This is a genomic window from Citrobacter sp. Cpo148, from assembly GCF_030332375.1.
Taxonomy (GTDB): Bacteria; Pseudomonadota; Gammaproteobacteria; order Enterobacterales; family Enterobacteriaceae; genus Citrobacter; species Citrobacter portucalensis.
In genome coordinates this window covers 1-17,765 of sequence record NZ_JAOWHY010000044.1, presented here as the reverse complement: position 1 = coordinate 17,765, position 17,765 = coordinate 1, and the positions used below count along the sequence as shown (strand labels likewise).

Here is a 17,765-nt window from a genome sequence, read left to right as displayed (position 1 = left end):
AAGCCGCTGATAATCAGCGGCTTTTTTGTGCTTACCTGAAAAAGAGTGTTAATTACTCTTCTTTCGCGCCACGCATTGCACGGCGACGATCGTTTTCAGTCAGGTGACGCTTACGGATACGGATAGAGGTTGGTGTTACTTCTACCAGTTCGTCGTCATCGATGAATTCCAGAGCCTGCTCCAGAGTCATCTTAACCGGCGGAACCAGAACCGTTGCTTCGTCAGTACCAGACGCACGCATGTTGGTCAGTTTCTTACCGGTCAGGCAGTTTACAGTCAGGTCGTTAGAGCGGCTGTGAATACCGATGATCTGGCCTTCGTAAACTTCAGCACCGTGACCCAGGAACAGCTTACCGCGGTCCTGCAGGCTGAACAGTGCGAACGCAACTGCTTTACCCTGGCCGTTGGAGATCAGTACGCCGTTCTGACGCTGACCCACATCACCCGCACGAACGTCGTCGTAGTGGCTGAAGGTGGAGTACAGCAGACCGGTACCGGAAGTCATGGTCATGAATTCTGAACGGAAGCCGATCAGACCACGGCTTGGGATCACGTAGTCAAGACGTACGCGGCCTTTGCCATCTGGATTCATGTTTTTCAGATCGCCTTTACGCTCGCCCAGAGCCTGCATCACAGAACCCTGGTGCTGCTCTTCAACGTCCAGCGTTACGTTTTCGAACGGCTCTTGTTTACGGCCGTCGATTTCGCGGAAGATTACTTTCGGACGGGAAACCGCCATTTCGAAACCTTCACGACGCATGTTTTCGATCAGAACAGACAGGTGCAGCTCACCACGACCGGATACACGGAACGCATCCGCATCTTCGGTTTCTTCAACGCGCAGCGCAACGTTGTGCACCAGCTCTTTGTTCAGGCGGTCAAGGATCTGACGAGAGGTAACATATTTACCTTCTTTACCGCAGAACGGAGAGGTGTTTACGCAGAAGAACATGGTAACGGTCGGTTCATCAACGGACAGAGCTGGCAGCGCTTCAACATTCTGCGGGTCGCAGATGGTGTCGGAGATGTTCAGTTCGCCCAGACCGGTGATCGCGATGATATCGCCTGCTTCAGCAATATCACTCTCGATACGTTCCAGACCCAGATGGGTCAGAACTTTACCGACTTTACCGTTACGGGTTTTGCCTTCGCTATCGATGATAGTGATCTGCTGGTTCGGTTTAACTTTACCGCGTTTGATGCGGCCGATACCGATTACGCCAACGTAGTTGTTGTAGTCCAGCTGAGAGATTTGCATCTGCAGCGGGCCATCAAGATCTACGCTCGGAGCCGGTACACGATCAACGATAGTCTGATACAGCGGAGTCATGTCTTCAGCCATGTCTTCGTGATCCAGACCCGCGATACCGTTCAGCGCAGAAGCGTAAACGATCGGGAAGTCCAGCTGCTCGTCGGTAGCGTCGAGGTTAACGAACAGGTCAAATACCTGATCAACAACCCAGTCAGGACGCGCGCCAGGACGGTCAACTTTGTTGATAACAACAATTGGCTTCAGGCCATGGGCAAAGGCTTTTTTGGTCACGAAGCGCGTCTGCGGCATCGGACCGTCCATTGCATCCACCACCAGCAGCACAGAGTCGACCATGGACATTACACGTTCAACTTCACCACCGAAGTCGGCGTGCCCCGGGGTATCAACGATGTTGATACGGTAGTCATTCCATTTGATAGCGGTGTTTTTAGCGAGGATGGTAATCCCACGCTCTTTCTCCAAATCGTTGGAGTCCATCACGCGCTCTTGGGTTTCAGCACGTGCATCGAACGTACCGGATTGTTGGAGCAGCTTGTCTACCAGGGTCGTTTTACCATGGTCTACGTGCGCGATGATGGCGATGTTACGCAAATTTTCGATCACAACTTTGCCTCAGGCATTTTAGAAATAGCGCGTTATTGTACACGGATTAATCGCAGTACAAAACAGGATCACAAACATCCTCCGCAAACAAGTATTGCAGAGTTTCTTTGTGATCACATTCACGGAGCGTTAAAAGGGGTAATCTGACATGCTTTGCACCAATATGGTGCTTAATGTTCACATTAAAGCACTATAATGGTGCAATACAACCTTCATGGTGCAGCCCCTTTGCACGATGGTGCGCATGATAACGCCTTTTAGGGGCAATTTAAAAGTTGGCACAGATTTCGCTTTATATTTTTTATGGCGACACGGCCAATTTTTGCAGAATTGAAGACTTCGTTACCACGACGACAATGACCAATCCGGGAGAGTAAGTATGTCCGCTGAACACGTTTTGACGATGCTGAACGAACACGAAGTGAAGTTTGTTGATTTACGCTTCACTGATACCAAAGGTAAAGAACAGCACGTCACTATTCCTGCTCATCAGGTAAATGCCGAATTCTTTGAAGAAGGCAAAATGTTTGACGGCTCCTCAATCGGTGGCTGGAAAGGCATTAACGAATCAGACATGGTTCTGATGCCAGATGCGTCTACTGCTCTCATCGACCCGTTCTTTGAAGAGTCTACCCTGATCATCCGTTGCGATATCCTGGAACCAGGTACGCTGCAGGGCTACGACCGTGACCCGCGCTCCATCGCTAAACGTGCTGAAGAGTATCTGCGTTCTACCGGCATCGCAGACACCGTTCTGTTCGGGCCAGAGCCAGAATTCTTCCTGTTTGACGACATCCGTTTCGGCGCAACTATTTCCGGTTCCCACGTGGCTATCGATGACATCGAAGGCGCATGGAACTCCTCCACCAAATACGAAGGTGGTAACAAAGGTCACCGTCCAGGCGTGAAAGGCGGTTACTTCCCGGTTCCTCCGGTAGATTCTTCTCAGGATATCCGTTCTACCATGTGTCTGATCATGGAAGAAATGGGCCTGGTTGTTGAAGCGCATCACCACGAAGTGGCGACTGCCGGTCAGAACGAAATCGCGACCCGCTTTAACACCATGACCAAAAAAGCGGACGAAATTCAGATCTACAAATATGTCGTTCACAACGTCGCTCACCGTTTCGGTAAAACCGCAACCTTTATGCCAAAACCAATGTTTGGCGATAACGGTTCCGGCATGCACTGCCACATGTCCCTGTCCAAGAACGGCGTAAACCTGTTCTCCGGTGACAAATATGCGGGTCTGTCTGAGCAGGCGCTGTACTACATCGGTGGCGTAATCAAGCACGCTAAAGCGATCAACGCCCTGGCTAACCCGACCACCAACTCCTACAAGCGTCTGGTCCCGGGTTACGAAGCACCGGTAATGCTGGCTTACTCTGCCCGTAACCGTTCTGCGTCTATCCGTATCCCGGTGGTTGCTTCTCCGAAAGCGCGTCGTATCGAAGTGCGTTTCCCGGACCCGGCTGCTAACCCATACCTGTGCTTCGCAGCGCTGCTGATGGCTGGTCTTGACGGTATTAAGAACAAGATCCACCCGGGCGAAGCAATGGACAAAAACCTGTACGACCTGCCGCCGGAAGAAGCGAAAGAGATCCCACAGGTTGCTGGTTCTCTGGAAGAAGCACTGAAAGAACTGGATCTGGACCGCGAGTTCCTGACCGCAGGCGGCGTGTTCACCAATGAAGCGATCGATGCGTACATTGCGCTGCGTCGCGAAGAAGATGACCGCGTGCGCATGACTCCGCACCCGGTAGAGTTTGAGCTGTACTACAGCGTTTAATCGTTTGAGTTGCCGTGGAACTTTTAGCCTGCTCAGGCAGGCTTGAGATCGATGGTGAATGATAGGACGCCTGATGGCGCAAACTTATCAGGCCTGGAGGGTAACATTACCTTGTAGGCCGGATAAGGCAAAGCCGCCATCCGGCATCTATGTTTGCCAGTCATCTGTAGCCCATCTCTGGATGGGCTTTTTTCTCCACTAACAACCTGCTTTTTCGCGCTTTTTTGATGTAAAAAGCTATAATGCACTAAATTGGTGCAACACTTTTCAGGAGACTGCTGAATGGCAACCGGCACGCTGCCCGATGCTGGGCAGATCCTCAATTCTTTAATCAACAGCATCTTACTCGTCGACGATGAGCTGGCTGTACATTACGCCAACCCGGCGGCACAGCAGTTGCTCGCCCAAAGCTCCCGCAAACTGTTTGGTACACCGCTTCCCGATCTGTTGAGTTATTTCTCCTTAAACATCGGACTGATGCGAGAGAGCCTGGAAGCAGGCCAGGGCTTTACGGATAACGAAGTGACGCTGGTGATAGACAGCCACTCACATATCCTCTCTGTGACCGCTCAGAGGCTGCCTGATGGCCTTATCTTGCTGGAGATGGCCCCTATGGATAACCAGCGCCGTCTGAGTCAGGAACAGCTCCAGCACGCCCAGCAGATTGCTGCCCGCGATCTGGTGCGTGGTCTGGCACATGAAATTAAAAACCCGCTGGGCGGATTACGCGGTGCGGCGCAACTTCTCAGTAAAGCGCTTCCGGACCCGGCACTGACCGAATATACCAAAGTCATTATTGAACAGGCGGACCGCCTGCGTAATCTGGTCGACCGTCTGCTGGGGCCACAACAGCCCGGCATGCACATCACGGAAAGTATTCACAAAGTGGCGGAACGCGTGGTGGCGCTGGTCTCGATGGAGCTGCCGGAAAACGTCACGCTAATCCGGGATTACGACCCAAGTCTGCCCGAATTACTGCACGACCCGGACCAGATCGAGCAGGTTTTGCTGAACATCGTACGCAATGCTTTGCAGGCGCTGGGACCGGAAGGCGGCGAGATCATTCTGCGCACCCGTACTGCGTTTCAGCTCACGCTACACGGCATGCGTTACCGTCTGGCGGCACGAATTGATGTAGAGGATAACGGTCCAGGTATTCCCTCGCATTTGCAGGATACGCTGTTCTACCCAATGGTTAGCGGTCGCGAAGGCGGTACCGGCCTTGGATTATCTATCGCCCGTAATTTGATTGATCAACATTCCGGCAAAATTGAATTTACCAGTTGGCCGGGTCATACCGAGTTCTCGGTTTACCTGCCTATCAGGAAATAAGGTGACGTTTATGCAACGAGGAATAGTCTGGGTCGTTGATGACGATAGTTCCATCCGTTGGGTGCTTGAACGTGCGCTCGCAGGGGCAGGGCTAAGCTGTACCACATTTGAAAGTGGTAAAGAGGTACTGGATGCGCTGGCCAGCAAAACGCCGGACGTGCTGTTGTCGGATATCCGCATGCCGGGTATGGACGGCCTGACGCTGTTAAAACAGATTAAACAGCGGCATCCGATGCTTCCGGTCATCATAATGACCGCGCACTCCGATCTGGATGCCGCCGTCAGCGCCTATCAGCAAGGAGCGTTTGATTATCTGCCCAAACCTTTTGATATTGATGAAGCGGTGGCGCTGGTCGAGCGCGCCATCAGTCATTATCAGGAACAGCAGCAGCCGCGCAATGTTCAGATTAACGGCCCCACAACCGATATCATCGGCGAAGCGCCAGCAATGCAGGACGTCTTTCGCATTATTGGTCGCCTGTCCCGGTCTTCAATCAGCGTATTGATTAATGGGGAGTCAGGAACCGGTAAAGAGCTGGTCGCCCATGCGTTGCACCGTCATAGCCCGCGCGTCAAAGCGCCGTTTATCGCGCTGAACATGGCGGCAATCCCGAAAGATTTGATCGAATCTGAGCTGTTTGGCCACGAGAAAGGCGCGTTTACCGGGGCGAATACCATTCGTCAGGGGCGCTTTGAACAGGCAGACGGCGGTACGCTGTTCCTCGATGAAATTGGCGATATGCCGCTGGACGTGCAAACGCGTTTATTGCGCGTATTAGCCGACGGACAGTTTTACCGCGTTGGCGGTTACGCGCCCGTAAAGGTAGATGTACGCATTATCGCCGCCACGCACCAGAATCTTGAACTGCGCGTGCAGGAAGGCAAATTCCGTGAGGACTTATTCCATCGCCTGAACGTCATTCGGGTACATCTGCCGCCACTGCGCGAACGTCGGGAAGATATCCCCCGCCTGGCGCGTCATTTCCTGCAGGAGGCCGCCCGCGAACTGGGGGTGGAAGCCAAACAATTACACCCGGAAACCGAGGCTGCGCTCACCCGTCTGGCCTGGCCAGGTAACGTGCGTCAGCTTGAGAATACCTGCCGCTGGTTAACCGTAATGGCCGCCGGGCAGGAAGTACTGATTCAGGACTTACCAACCGAGCTGTTTGAAACCTCTGTGCCAGATGCACCGTCCCATATGCAGCCGGATAGTTGGGCAACGCTATTGGCACAGTGGGCGGATCGGGCATTACGCTCCGGTCATCAAAACTTGCTTTCTGAGGCCCAACCAGAGATGGAGCGCACGCTGTTGACTACCGCGCTACGTCATACCCAGGGGCATAAACAGGAAGCGGCACGCTTGCTCGGTTGGGGTCGTAATACCTTGACGCGTAAGCTAAAAGAACTCGGAATGGAGTGATATATCGTCACTGTGTAAAGATTAATAATTGAGCGCAAATAGCTGCTATTTTGCGCTTTACTGTTCCGATGAGTTAAGTATGATCGTGCCCGACTAACGGGGGGAAGTCATCATGCTGGAATCAATCATTAATCTGCTGTCGAGCGGTGCAGTCGAAAGCCATACGCCACAAACTGCGGTCGCCGCAGTATTGTGCGCAGCGCTGGTTGGACTGTTCAGCTAGCGGGTTCGCCGGGTAGCGCTTCGCTTACCCGACCTACGTATTGAGATTTTCGTAGGCACGATAAGCGAAGCGCCACCCGGAAAAGCGTTAAATCACCCGCGAGAATTGCTGCATCCGCGCTTTCTGGCGCAGATACGCATCGAAGCACATGCAAATATTACGGATCAGCAGACGGCCCTTCGGCGTGACCTGAATCCCCTTCTCATCGACATCCACCAGCCCATCCTTCGCCAGCGGTGCCAGCAGTTTCAGGTCTTCGGCAAAATAGTCAGCGAAGTTCAGATCCCATTGCTGTTCCACAGCGGCATAGTCGAGGCGGAAGTTGCAGATCAGGAGCTTGATAACATCCCGACGAATGCAGTCGTCACGGGTCAGGGCAATTCCGCGCCACAGCGCGTCCCCCTGCTCGTCTACCTGCTGATAATAGCGCTTCAGCTCTTTCTGGTTCTGCGCGTAGTTGTCACCAATCATACTAATGGCTGACACGCCCATTCCCAGCAGATCGGTATCACCCTGGGTGGTATAACCCTGGAAATTACGATGCAGCACACCCTTACGTTGAGCAATGGCCAGTTCGTCATCCGGGCGGGCAAAGTGATCCATGCCAATAAACTGATAGCCAGTTTCGGTCAGTGAAGAGATGGTTTCCTGCAGGATATCCAGCTTCTGCTGCGCGCTGGGCAGGTCGGCATCTTTAATTTTGCGCTGAGCGGCAAACAGCGTCGGCAGGTGCGCGTAGTTAAAGACACTCAGTCGGTCTGGATTCAGCTCAGCAACGCGTTTCAGGGTGAAGGCGAAACTTTCTGGCGTCTGTTTTGGCAAACCATAAATCAGATCGATATTCGTTGAAGTAAAACCGATCTCACGCGCATGATTCAGCAGCGCAAAGATGAATTCCTCATCCTGCTCACGGTTCACCAGGCGCTGAACTTCTTTATTGAAGTCCTGCACCCCCATGCTCAGGCGGTTAAAACCTTCAGCGCGTAAATGATCGAGCACATCCAACTCAATTTCTCGCGGATCCACTTCGATCGAAATTTCGGCGTCGTCGTTAAAGTTAAAGTTAAAGTTGCTACGCAGCAGCGACATCAAACGGCTGATTTGCGCTTTATTCAGATACGTTGGCGTGCCACCGCCCCAGTGCAACTGACTGACATGGCGTCCGGCGAACAGCGGTGCGCGATGAATAATTTCTTGTTCTAAGACATCGAGGTATTGGTCGGCTTTATGCTGCTGGCGAGTCACGACCTTGTTACAGCCGCAGAAATAACACAGCTTGTGGCAGAATGGGATGTGAACGTACAGCGAGAGAGGACGCTCAGGATAACGCGCCACGGCCTTTAGAAATGCCTCAGTGCCGTAGTCTTCAGAAAACTCCAGCGCGGTCGGGTACGAGGTATATCGTGGCCCGGAATAGTTATATTTCTGGATCAGGGCCAGGTCCCAGTCTATTAACTGCTCTGACATGCTCACTCCTTCCGATGGCGTCTCTGGCGGGTACGGCGTACCGACTTAACCCCAGTACGGGTGATAAGTCGGTTGCGCAGCCACTTCTGTCGCCGCGACAACCTCTGTAGTTTAACGAATAACCACACCAGATAACATATAACCGGAAGGGTTATAAGCAGGACGGGAAGACCCACGGTGTAAAACCGTTAGTTGCCGCCTTTCAGCAGGCGCATCATGTCTTCCTGCTTTTCTTCTTCTTCCTCTTCTTCCTCGTCATCGTAGGAAAGACCCAGCTTTTGCATCAGCTCATCTATGCGGTCCAGCTTGGCATCAACCCAGGACTGATCTTCCGCGCTCAGGGTTTCTCCTGCTTCAAGACGCTCCAGCAGCGCATCCAGGCGCTCATCCGTTTCCAGTAAATCCAACTCAGCCTGTGGTGAAAGCATAGGTTTCTCACTCTTCGGTTTGTGCTGTTTGGTGACTTTTTCGGTCACGCCCAATGGAATGGGGGTTTTGCTGCCAATACGAGGATCTTTTTGCTTATTTTGGTTTCCGCCACCAGATGCGCCTTCGCTACCGGACGCACGGCTGCCTGCCGCATGACCACGGTGTTTTTTCTGGCGCTTACGGTCGCGAGCTTCCTGGTTAATTTCTTCGCGTGTTTTACGACGCGCTTTTGCAGGACCTTTACCGCGTGGTGTAGAAGTTGGTTTCATCATGATTCGTCTTTGGCTGTTTTTATTCAGTATATAATTGCGCCGGAATCTAGCAGAAATAAAGAAAAAAGGCGACAGAGTAATCTGTCGCCTTTTTTCCTGACTCTCAACCCTTACGGGCTCTACAATCCCTGTTGGCTATCAACACACCCTGTTTTTCCCTTAGCCTCTAACATTCCGTGTTGTTTCCATTTCCTTTTACTAACGTCTCCGGACGTTTGTCTTCCTGACAATCCTGTGTCTTCGCCTCCTGGCGCTCCTGACCCTCATCCTGAGTCGTCTATCCTTTCAGCTTCCTCGCTATGGACGCTACTTTACCGTTTTGGTTTAAACGTACAAGTAACCTGGGTAACAATTTCTGATTTTAAGAATAGCGCCCAAATGTAACCATATGATTTATTTTAGTTCTGTCATTTTTTACTCTGTCATCTCGTATAGAAACTGTCGGCAATGTCTCACAAAGCGCGAGGTTTTTACTTACACAGCCCACTCGTCGAAAAACCAGCCTTTTGCTGGGGTTCAGGTATAATCGCTGCAAAGCCCTGATTGATGGAGAGGACTGCTTTGACTAACTTGAATTATCAACAGACGCACTTTGTGATGAGTGCGCCTGATATTCGCCACTTACCTTCCGATACCGGTATCGAAGTGGCTTTTGCTGGCCGTTCCAACGCAGGCAAATCCAGTGCGCTAAATACCCTGACGAATCAAAAAGGTCTGGCGCGTACATCTAAAACGCCGGGTCGTACTCAGCTCATCAACCTGTTTGAAGTCGTTGACGGCAAACGCCTGGTCGATTTGCCAGGATACGGTTATGCCGAAGTTCCAGAAGAAATGAAGCGTAAATGGCAACGCGCGCTGGCTGAATATCTGGAAAAACGTCAGAGCCTGCAAGGTCTGGTAGTGCTGATGGATATTCGTCACCCGTTAAAAGATCTCGATCAACAGATGATCCTGTGGGCAGTTGAGAGCAACGTTCAGGTTCTGGTACTGCTGACTAAAGCAGATAAGCTGGCCAGCGGTGCACGCAAAGCGCAGCTGAATATGGTACGTGAAGCCGTACTGGCATTTAATGGTGATGTGCAGGTAGAAGCATTTTCATCGCTGAAAAAACTGGGTGTGGACAAACTGCGGCAAAAACTGGATAGCTGGTTTAGTGAACTGGCACCGGTTGAAGAGGTGCAGGAAGAGGAATAACTCACCGATATGCCGGATGACGCCGCTGCGCGTCTTATCCGGCCTACAGATCTTTATTTTTGCTCTAAATAATTCGAGTTGCATAAAGGCGGCGACGCAGCAAATCCCAGGAGCTTACATAAGTAAGTGACTGGGGTGAGCGAGGAAGCCAACGCGTATGCAGCTTGAAGTATGACGAGCAAAATAAAAAACGCCCCAGTCATTACTGACTGGGGCGGCTAAAATATTCAGCCAAATCCGATTACGTGAAGTAAAAGGTCTGAAAGATAGAACATCTTACCTCTGTACCCTACGAGAATAACTTTACTCTTTTTTGAGCAGCTCAGAAAGCACTTTTTGTAATTTTTTTTCATTCCTTACATAGGGAATTCTAATGGACATCACAAAAAGCTCTCTCTTATGTTGCTTAGTTACGAAAAAGGAGCGTTATTAAGTAAACCCTTAGTGCGCCTGATCCCAGTTTTCACCACTCCCGACTTCCACCAGCAACGGCACGTCAATCTGAGTCTCGTTTTCCATCAGTTGGTGGATCTTTTTGGAGACGCTTTCCAGATCATCTTTGTGCACTTCAAACACCAGTTCATCGTGTACCTGCATGATCATGCGCACGCGCGGTTGCTCGGTTTGCAGCCATCCATCCACGGCAATCATGGCTCGTTTGATAATGTCTGCAGCAGTTCCCTGCATCGGGGCGTTAATGGCCGCACGTTCAGCACCAGCGCGACGAGCACCATTACTGGATTTAATATCCGGTAAATAGAGACGGCGACCTTCCAGCGTTTCTACATAGCCTTGCTCCTTCGCCTGCGCTCGGGTGCGTTCCATGTATTCCAACACACCAGGGTAGCGTTCAAAGTAGAGATCCATGTACTTCTGTGCTTCTTTGCGCGGAATATTCAACTGGCGCGCCAAACCAAAGGCGCTCATCCCGTAGATCAAACCGAAGTTAATGGCTTTAGCGCTGCGGCGTTGCTCGCTGGTCACAGAATCAAGCGGTAAACCAAAGACTTCTGCCGCCGTTGCGCGGTGAATGTCTTTCCCTTCGGCAAACGCGGTAAGCAGACCTTTATCACGTGAAAGGTGCGCCATGATACGCAGTTCAATCTGTGAGTAGTCCGCAGAGACAATCAGGTAGTCTTCTGGCGCAATGAACGCCTGACGAATACGACGACCTTCATCATTACGTACCGGGATGTTTTGCAGGTTTGGATCCGTTGAAGACAAGCGCCCGGTGGCAGTAACCGCCTGATGGTATGAGGTGTGCACGCGCCCGGTTTTCTTGTTAATCATCAACGGAAGCTTATCCGTATAGGTCGACTTCAGTTTTGCTAAACCACGATATTCCAGGATAACTTTCGGCAATGGGTAATCCAGCGCGAGCTCTTCCAGTACCTCTTCCGACGTTGATGGCGCGCCGCCAGGGGTTTTCTTCAACGGCTTAATACCCTGCTTTTCAAACAGGATAGTTTGCAGTTGCTTAGTGGAAGAGAGGTTAAACGCTTCTCCGGCGATCTCGTGCGCTTTTTGCTCCAGCTCATTCAAACGCAGCGTCAGCTCTTCTGAATGCTTGTGCAGAACAGCCGGATCGATTTTCACACCGTTGCGCTCAACGCGAGACAAAACCGGCACCAGCGGCATATCGATATTTTCAAAGACGTTCAACGGCCCTTTATGCTGCTGCAATTCTGGCCACATTTTCAGATGCAGCTGTAGCGTAACGTCGGCGTCTTCCGCAGCGTAACGGCCAGCCTCTTCCAGTGCTATCTGGTTAAAGGTCAGCTGGTTTTTGCCTTTTCCGGCGATCTCTTCAAAGGTGATGGTTTTATGTTTCAGCCAGCGGTCCGACAGGCTGTCCATATCGTGTCGTCCAGCGACGCTGTTAAGAATGTAGGATTCGAGCATGGTGTCAAAGGTGATGCCGCGCAGCTCGATGCCATAGTTCGCCAGGATGCCGCGATCGTACTTCAGGTTTTGCCCGACTTTGTGCGCGTTCTCATCTTCCAGCAGCGGCTTTAGCAGCTCCAGCGCACGGTCGCGCGCGATCTGGTCAGGGGCATCCAGGTAATCGTGGGCAACAGGAACATACGCCGCCACACCCGGTTCAATGGCAAAAGACAGGCCAACCAGATTCGCGGAAATGTTGTCCAGGCTGTCAGTTTCAGTATCGAAGGCAAAGACAGGTGCTTTTTTCAGCTTAGCGATCCACTCTTCCAGCGTCGCTTCGTCCAGAATCGTCACATAGTTTTCATACGAAAGAACCGTGGCCGGCTCCTCAGGCGTTTCATCGACGACAATAGTTTCTTGCGGTTTTGCCGCCGGTTTCGTCCCTTTCGCCTGTAGCCATTTACCCGCTTCAACGTCGGTAACCCAACGTTTAAATTCATACTGTTTAAACAGGCCAAGCAGTTCTTCTGCAGCGGGCTGACGGACTTCCAGCTGCTCACAGGTCAATTCCAGCTCAACATCCGTTTTGATGGTAGCCAATTGATAAGAGAGGTACGCCACCTCTTTGTTCTGCTCAAGTTTGCCCGCCATGGTTTTCGCACCACGGAAGGTCAGCCCCGCTATTTTGTCTGATTCGGCATAGAGGGTATCCAGCCCACCCAGCCCCTGCAGCAGTGCCTGAGCGGTTTTTTCGCCTACGCCTGGAACGCCAGGAATGTTATCTGAGGAGTCACCCATTAGCGCCAGGAAATCGATGATCAGTTCCGGCGGGACGCCGTACTTATTTACCACTTCATCCGGGCCGAGGATCGTATTGGTCATGGTGTTGATAAGGGTGATATTCGGCGTCACCAACTGAGCCATATCTTTATCACCGGTGCTAATCAGCACCGGGCGACCGATCTTCTCTGCTTCCCGCGCCAGCGTACCGATAACATCGTCCGCCTCCACGCCAGAAACAGCCAACAGTGGCAGCCCCATCGCCTTTACCATCGCATGCAGAGGTTCAATCTGCGCACGCAGATCGTCCGGCATCGGTGGGCGGTGAGACTTATAATGTTCGAATAATTCATCACGGAAGGTTTTACCCTTGGCGTCGAATACCACCGCTGCATGGGTTGGTTGATATTGCAGAATCAAGCTACGCAGCATGTTGAGGACACCGTACATCGCGCCCGTAGGTTCTCCTGCGCTGTTAGTCAGCGGTGGGAACGCGTGGTATGCGCGATACAGGTAAGATGAGCCATCTACAAGGATAAGTGGGTTTTCTGGGATCTGAACCATAATGTCCGTGCCTGTTTATCAGATTATGGGTAAAGGATGCCACAGACAGGATGAAAACATGAGTTTTTCGCCGCATTTGTCGAAAAACTTTTGCAGATCTTCTGCTTTGCTCGCAAACACGGCTGTGGATAACTTTGTGAGTAAATAATTTTCAGTTCTTTAAATATAGCAAGGCAATTAGTGCTTCATTGTATTTATACATATTTTTCATAAACTTAATTTAGCGCGCAGCATTTTATTCCATTTTTACAGCTTATATCCTGATGTGGATAGATATTCTCTTTTTTTCTATTCAGGGAAGATCCATCATTTGGTTCGTTTTCTGATAAAATCAGCCCCTTGCGCCTCTTTCGCGCACTGTCTATGGCTAACCTTTTGAATAATTTAATTATGACGAGAATACTCGCTGCGATAACGCTGTTGCTGAGTATCGTATTGACCATATTGGTCACAATTTTTTGTTCTGTGCCGATCATCCTTGCCGGGGTTGTGAAACTCCTTTTGCCCATTCCTGTCGTCTGGCGCAAGGTTTCTGTCTTCTGTAATTTCATGATGTACTGCTGGTGTGAAGGTCTGGCGCTACTGCTGCACCTTAATCCACGGCTGAAGTGGGATGTTGAAGGACTGGAAGGTCTTAGCAAGAAAAACTGGTATCTGCTCATTTGTAATCATTACAGCTGGGCCGATATCGTTGTGCTTTGCGTTCTGTTACGTAAGCACATCCCGATGAATAAATATTTCCTCAAGCAGCAGTTGGCCTGGGTGCCCTTTATTGGCCTGGCTTGCTGGGCTCTGGATATGCCGTTTATGAAACGCTATTCACGTGGCTATCTGCTTCGCCATCCGGAACGCCGTGGTAAAGATGTCGAAACGACGCGTCGTTCCTGCGAGAAATTTCGTGCGCACCCGACAACCATTGTGAATTTTGTCGAAGGTTCGCGGTTTACTCATGAGAAGCGTGAGCAAACCCGTTCTCCTTATCAAAACCTGCTCCCACCCAAGGCGGCCGGTATTGCGATGGCATTAAATGTGCTGGGGTCACAGTTCGATAAAATGCTGGATGTCACGTTGTGCTATCCGGAAAACAGTAGCCGACCGTTCTACGATATGCTGAGCGGTAAGCTAACGAGGATTGTCGTGCGGGTGAATCTGGAGCCAATCCATGAAGAGTTACACGGTGATTACGTGAACGATAAGGCATTCAAGCGCCGCTTTCAGCTGTGGTTGAATACGCTGTGGAGTGAGAAAGACGCGCAGCTCGACGCGATTAAAGCCGCAAATAAAAAAGCCGGTCAGTGACCGGCTTTTGCTTTTACTTCTGACCGACCAGGTATTTCACGGTATCCGCATACTGTTGTACAAAGATATCCATGCTGCTGGTATCCATGCCCTGCGGGTTGACCTGATATTTGCCATTCACGAACATAGCCGGAACGCCCTGCAGCTGTAAATCAGCCGCTGCTTTTTCCTGCTGTGCCACGAGAGATTTCACTACGAAGCTGTTCCATGCCGCATCATAGTCTTCGCCTTTAATACCCGCATCGACAAACACTTTACGGATATCAGCAACAGACTGAACGGTCTGGGTTTTCTGAACCCCTTCAAACAGCGGAACAGTGACCTGATCTTCAACGCCCAGCGCCATTGCAACCGCCCATGCCTGCGTCAGATCTTTGCCCAAAGGCCCGAGAAACTCGACGTGGTATTTGGTCATCTTGGTGCCTTCCGGCAGTTTTTTCTTCACGTTATCAGACACATGAAGCACTTCTTCAAACTGGTAGCAGTGCGGGCAGTAGAAGGAGAAGAACTCCAACACTTGCGGTTCACCCGCAACAGGCTTCTCCAGGGTGATGTATTGTTTACCATCCTGGAACTGCGCTGCAGATGCGCTAAAAGCTAAGACCATACCAGCCAGCGCCAGCCATATTTTTTTCATGTTCAAGTTTCTCCGATTAATACATTGGCGTTAATTGTAAGGGGGGCTCTTGCAGAATTTTTGCCTGCTCAATAAAGGTCGCGGTCTGACGATGCCAGTAATCTTCCCCGGTTAACCACGGGAAGTTTTTTGGGAACGCAGGGTCAGCCCAACGTCGAATCAGCCAGGCAAGATAATAAACTAAACGCATAGCGCGTAAAGGTTCTATCAGTCCGATTTCAGAGATGTCGAACTCACTAAACTCTTCATAAGCCTCGATAATGGTTTCTAGCTGCATGCGTTGTTCAGCTTTATCACCATTGAGGAGCATCCATAAATCCTGAATAGCCGGACCATTGCGGGCATCATCTAAATCGACAAACATCGGGCCATCGCGCCACAGAATATTACCGGCATGACAATCACCGTGCAGGCGTAACGCAGTAAAACGCGTATGCCAGCGTTCGGTAACCACCGCGATAAGCGCATCCGTTGCCTTCAGGAAAGCCGCTTTTTGCCCTGATGGGATAAGCTGTGCGTGTTCAAAAACTTTACGCGGCTCAGTCAGGTATTCTTCAAGGCCAATCGTCGGTCGGAAGGCAAAAGTACACTTGGATCCGGTCTGGTGCATACGCCCGAGATAGCGCCCGACCGCCTCCATCTGATCGATGTTGTCGGCCTCAAACTGGCGCCCACCGACGCTGGGGAAGATCGCATAATGGAAACCCTGGTGACTTAACAGCGTTTGGCCGTTCAGTACCAACGGCGCAGCTACCGGGACTTCATCGCTTACCAGTTCCAGAGCAAACTGGTGCTCTTCCTGGATCTGATCGACAGACCAACGTTCAGGGCGATAAAACTTAACGACAAAGCGTCGACGGTCTTCGTCCTGGAATTGATAGACACGGTTTTCATAGCTGTTAAGCGGGGTAAGCCCGGAATCCACCCGGATCCCCTGCTCAAACAGTGCATCCATGATGGTATCCGGGTGTAGCGTCTGGAAATTAAAAGCGTTGTCGTTCATCCCATCATCCGGAAAATACTACGAATGATTCAGGATATCATTTCGCAGCGCTTTCGGTGGCGGCGATTACAAGCTTTTACTCTTTAATTACGCCACGAGCGCGGAGTAGTGCGGTTTTAAAATCTTCTTCATAATCTTTCTGAATACCTGGGATGACAGCATCCTTCGCTGAGTCTCGCATTTTCAGGTGATAGATCAGAATGTCATCAGTTAAATCCGCCAGTTCGCCGTCAAAACCTGACTCTTGCGCCAGTTTCTGCAAAAATTGCATCAGGTTAAGATCGGGTTCCTTCTGCCAGGCAGGCTGGAGGAGTTCAATAACTTCATTCAGACGTTTACATTTCATGGTTGTGCTCCTTAGGCTCAATACAGATACGTTAGCAGGGTCAATCCCACATTAAAAGAGGCGATATCAGTGATTCTGGATAGTGCAATAACAGGGGTTGTGCTGGCTGGCGGTAAGGCCAGACGGATGGGTGGAACCGATAAAGGTCTGCTTGAACTGGACGGTAAACCTCTTTGGCGGCATGTGGCCGACATTCTCGCTTTGCAGGTCGAAACCGTGGTGGTTAATGCCAATCGCCACCGGGATATATACCAGCAAAGCGGCCTGAAAGTTATTCCCGATTCCTTGGCCGATTTCCCTGGCCCACTGGCCGGGATGCTATCGGTATTCCTGCAGCAAACGGGGGAGTGGTTTCTGTTTTGCCCGTGCGATATGCCCTATATTCCTCACGATCTGGTCGCTCGTTTAAAAGAGCAACGTAAAGCTGCACCCGTTGTTTGGGTGCATGATGGGGAAAGAGATCACCCAACCATTGCGCTGATGCACCGCTCTATGCAGCCTTTGCTGCAGGATTATCTTCAGTCCGGTGAACGACGCGTTATGGTCTTTATGCGTCTGGCTGGCGGTCATGCTGTCGATTTCAGCGATCATAAAGATGCGTTCGTAAACGTGAACACCCCCGAAGAGCTTGCAAAATGGCAGGAAAAATCATGATCCCATTACTCGCCATTGCGGCATGGAGCGGGACGGGAAAAACCACGCTGCTCAAAAAGTTGATCCCGGAATTACGTGCCAGAGGTATACGTCCCGGATTGATTAAACATACTCATCACAATATGGATGTCGACAAGCCCGGTAAAGATAGCTATGAACTGCGCAAAGCCGGTGCAGCACAAACGCTGGTCGCCAGCCAGCAACGTTGGGCATTAATGGTAGAAACACCGGAAGAGCCCGAACTGGATTTAGCGTATCTGGTAAGCCGGATGGATGCAGCAACGTTGGACCTGGTGCTGGTTGAAGGGTTTAAGCATGAACCTGTCGCTAAGATCGTGCTTTTTCGCGACGGTTGCGGGCATAGTCCTGAAGAATTGGCGATAGACGAATATGTTATCGCGGTTGCCAGTGATGTTCCGCTGGCGGTGGATGTTCCATTGTTAGATATTAACGACATACAGCAAATTGCTGATTTTGTTACGCAATGGATAAGATGGTAACCGTGGTGTTGTGATGTGCCTGATGCGCTGCGCTTATCAGGCCTACAAAATACGTTCAGCCCGGCCCCTGTAGGCCGGATAAGGCGGCACGCCGCA

Annotated in this window: 17 protein-coding genes and 1 pseudogene; 8 read left to right on the top strand and 10 right to left on the bottom strand. The window is 51.1% G+C overall.

Annotation, left to right across the window (positions count from 1 at the left end):
• Nucleotides 1-52: 52 nt before the first annotated feature.
• Nucleotides 53-1,876, bottom strand: a complete 1,824-nt coding sequence (gene typA, locus OGY10_RS14190; protein WP_008786988.1) for a ribosome-dependent GTPase TypA — start codon at nucleotides 1,874-1,876, stop codon at nucleotides 53-55.
• Nucleotides 1,877-2,255: 379 nt separating this feature from the next.
• Between typA and glnA the strand changes: the two genes are divergently transcribed.
• The 4 genes from glnA (at nucleotide 2,256) to OGY10_RS14170 (ending at nucleotide 6,640) form a co-directional block, all read left to right on the top strand.
• Nucleotides 2,256-3,665, top strand: coding sequence for a glutamate--ammonia ligase (gene glnA, locus OGY10_RS14185; RefSeq protein WP_008786987.1), 1,410 nt, complete (start codon nucleotides 2,256-2,258; stop codon nucleotides 3,663-3,665).
• Between the two features lie 282 nt (nucleotides 3,666-3,947).
• On the top strand, nucleotides 3,948-4,997 hold the full coding sequence (glnL, locus tag OGY10_RS14180) for a nitrogen regulation protein NR(II) (protein ID WP_008786986.1): 1,050 nt from the start codon (nucleotides 3,948-3,950) through the stop codon (nucleotides 4,995-4,997).
• Nucleotides 4,998-5,007: 10 nt separating this feature from the next.
• Nucleotides 5,008-6,417, top strand: coding sequence for a nitrogen regulation protein NR(I) (glnG, locus tag OGY10_RS14175; RefSeq protein ID WP_003825317.1), 1,410 nt, complete (start codon nucleotides 5,008-5,010; stop codon nucleotides 6,415-6,417).
• A 112-nt stretch (nucleotides 6,418-6,529) separates the two neighbouring features.
• Nucleotides 6,530-6,640, top strand: a complete 111-nt coding sequence (locus OGY10_RS14170; protein ID WP_020996121.1) for a YshB family small membrane protein — start codon at nucleotides 6,530-6,532, stop codon at nucleotides 6,638-6,640.
• 87 nt (nucleotides 6,641-6,727) lie between these two features.
• Here OGY10_RS14170 and hemN read toward each other — a convergent pair whose 3' ends face one another.
• The 3 genes and pseudogenes from hemN to OGY10_RS14155 form a co-directional block, all read right to left on the bottom strand.
• Entirely contained in the window at nucleotides 6,728-8,107 is a 1,380-nt protein-coding gene (hemN, locus tag OGY10_RS14165) for an oxygen-independent coproporphyrinogen III oxidase (RefSeq protein ID WP_286576926.1), read from the bottom strand.
• Nucleotides 8,108-8,295: 188 nt separating this feature from the next.
• Nucleotides 8,296-8,805 (bottom strand): Der GTPase-activating protein YihI, encoded by a 510-nt coding sequence (gene yihI / locus OGY10_RS14160; protein WP_003028627.1) that lies wholly within the window; start codon nucleotides 8,803-8,805, stop codon nucleotides 8,296-8,298.
• Nucleotides 8,806-8,974: 169 nt separating this feature from the next.
• Nucleotides 8,975-9,160 (bottom strand): annotated as a pseudogene (locus tag OGY10_RS14155) (hypothetical protein).
• A gap of 209 nt (nucleotides 9,161-9,369) precedes the next feature.
• Between OGY10_RS14155 and yihA the strand changes: the two are divergent.
• The gene (yihA, locus tag OGY10_RS14150) at nucleotides 9,370-10,002 is read left to right on the top strand and encodes a ribosome biogenesis GTP-binding protein YihA/YsxC (RefSeq protein ID WP_071845249.1); all 633 of its coding nucleotides are present in this window, start codon (nucleotides 9,370-9,372) and stop codon (nucleotides 10,000-10,002) included.
• Nucleotides 10,003-10,229: 227 nt separating this feature from the next.
• Here yihA and spfP read toward each other — a convergent pair whose 3' ends face one another.
• The 3 genes from spfP to OGY10_RS14140 form a co-directional block, all read right to left on the bottom strand.
• Nucleotides 10,230-10,277 carry a small protein SpfP gene (gene spfP, locus OGY10_RS23820; protein WP_071892919.1) on the bottom strand — a complete coding sequence of 16 codons (48 nt, stop codon included), beginning with the start codon at nucleotides 10,275-10,277 and terminating at the stop codon, nucleotides 10,230-10,232.
• A 166-nt stretch (nucleotides 10,278-10,443) separates the two neighbouring features.
• Nucleotides 10,444-13,230 carry a DNA polymerase I gene (polA, locus tag OGY10_RS14145; RefSeq protein ID WP_048237100.1) on the bottom strand — a complete coding sequence of 929 codons (2,787 nt, stop codon included), beginning with the start codon at nucleotides 13,228-13,230 and terminating at the stop codon, nucleotides 10,444-10,446.
• Nucleotides 13,231-13,445: 215 nt separating this feature from the next.
• Nucleotides 13,446-13,781 carry a hypothetical protein gene (locus OGY10_RS14140; RefSeq protein ID WP_224759913.1) on the bottom strand — a complete coding sequence of 112 codons (336 nt, stop codon included), beginning with the start codon at nucleotides 13,779-13,781 and terminating at the stop codon, nucleotides 13,446-13,448.
• Between OGY10_RS14140 and yihG the strand changes: the two genes are divergently transcribed.
• The gene (yihG, locus tag OGY10_RS14135; protein ID WP_225624899.1) at nucleotides 13,666-14,529 is read left to right on the top strand and encodes a 1-acylglycerol-3-phosphate O-acyltransferase, YihG family; all 864 of its coding nucleotides are present in this window, start codon (nucleotides 13,666-13,668) and stop codon (nucleotides 14,527-14,529) included. The two genes, OGY10_RS14140 and yihG, sit on opposite strands and share 116 nt — an antisense overlap.
• A 13-nt stretch (nucleotides 14,530-14,542) precedes the next feature.
• Here yihG and dsbA read toward each other — a convergent pair whose 3' ends face one another.
• From dsbA to OGY10_RS14120, 3 genes are all read right to left on the bottom strand, one after another.
• Nucleotides 14,543-15,166, bottom strand: coding sequence for a thiol:disulfide interchange protein DsbA (dsbA, locus tag OGY10_RS14130; protein ID WP_003028621.1), 624 nt, complete (start codon nucleotides 15,164-15,166; stop codon nucleotides 14,543-14,545).
• 16 nt (nucleotides 15,167-15,182) lie between these two features.
• Entirely contained in the window at nucleotides 15,183-16,169 is a 987-nt protein-coding gene (locus tag OGY10_RS14125) for a serine/threonine protein kinase (RefSeq protein ID WP_100271695.1), read from the bottom strand.
• A 76-nt stretch (nucleotides 16,170-16,245) separates the two neighbouring features.
• The gene (locus tag OGY10_RS14120) at nucleotides 16,246-16,515 is read right to left on the bottom strand and encodes a YihD family protein (RefSeq protein WP_003028616.1); all 270 of its coding nucleotides are present in this window, start codon (nucleotides 16,513-16,515) and stop codon (nucleotides 16,246-16,248) included.
• A 69-nt stretch (nucleotides 16,516-16,584) separates the two neighbouring features.
• Here OGY10_RS14120 and mobA point away from each other — a divergent pair, with 69 nt between their 5' ends.
• Together mobA and mobB are read left to right on the top strand one after the other, a co-directional pair.
• The gene (gene mobA / locus OGY10_RS14115) at nucleotides 16,585-17,169 is read left to right on the top strand and encodes a molybdenum cofactor guanylyltransferase MobA (protein ID WP_003028614.1); all 585 of its coding nucleotides are present in this window, start codon (nucleotides 16,585-16,587) and stop codon (nucleotides 17,167-17,169) included.
• The gene (mobB, locus tag OGY10_RS14110; RefSeq protein WP_100271696.1) at nucleotides 17,151-17,669 is read left to right on the top strand and encodes a molybdopterin-guanine dinucleotide biosynthesis protein MobB; all 519 of its coding nucleotides are present in this window, start codon (nucleotides 17,151-17,153) and stop codon (nucleotides 17,667-17,669) included. The genes mobA and mobB overlap by 19 nt, the downstream gene beginning before the upstream one ends.
• Nucleotides 17,670-17,765 lie beyond the last annotated feature (96 nt).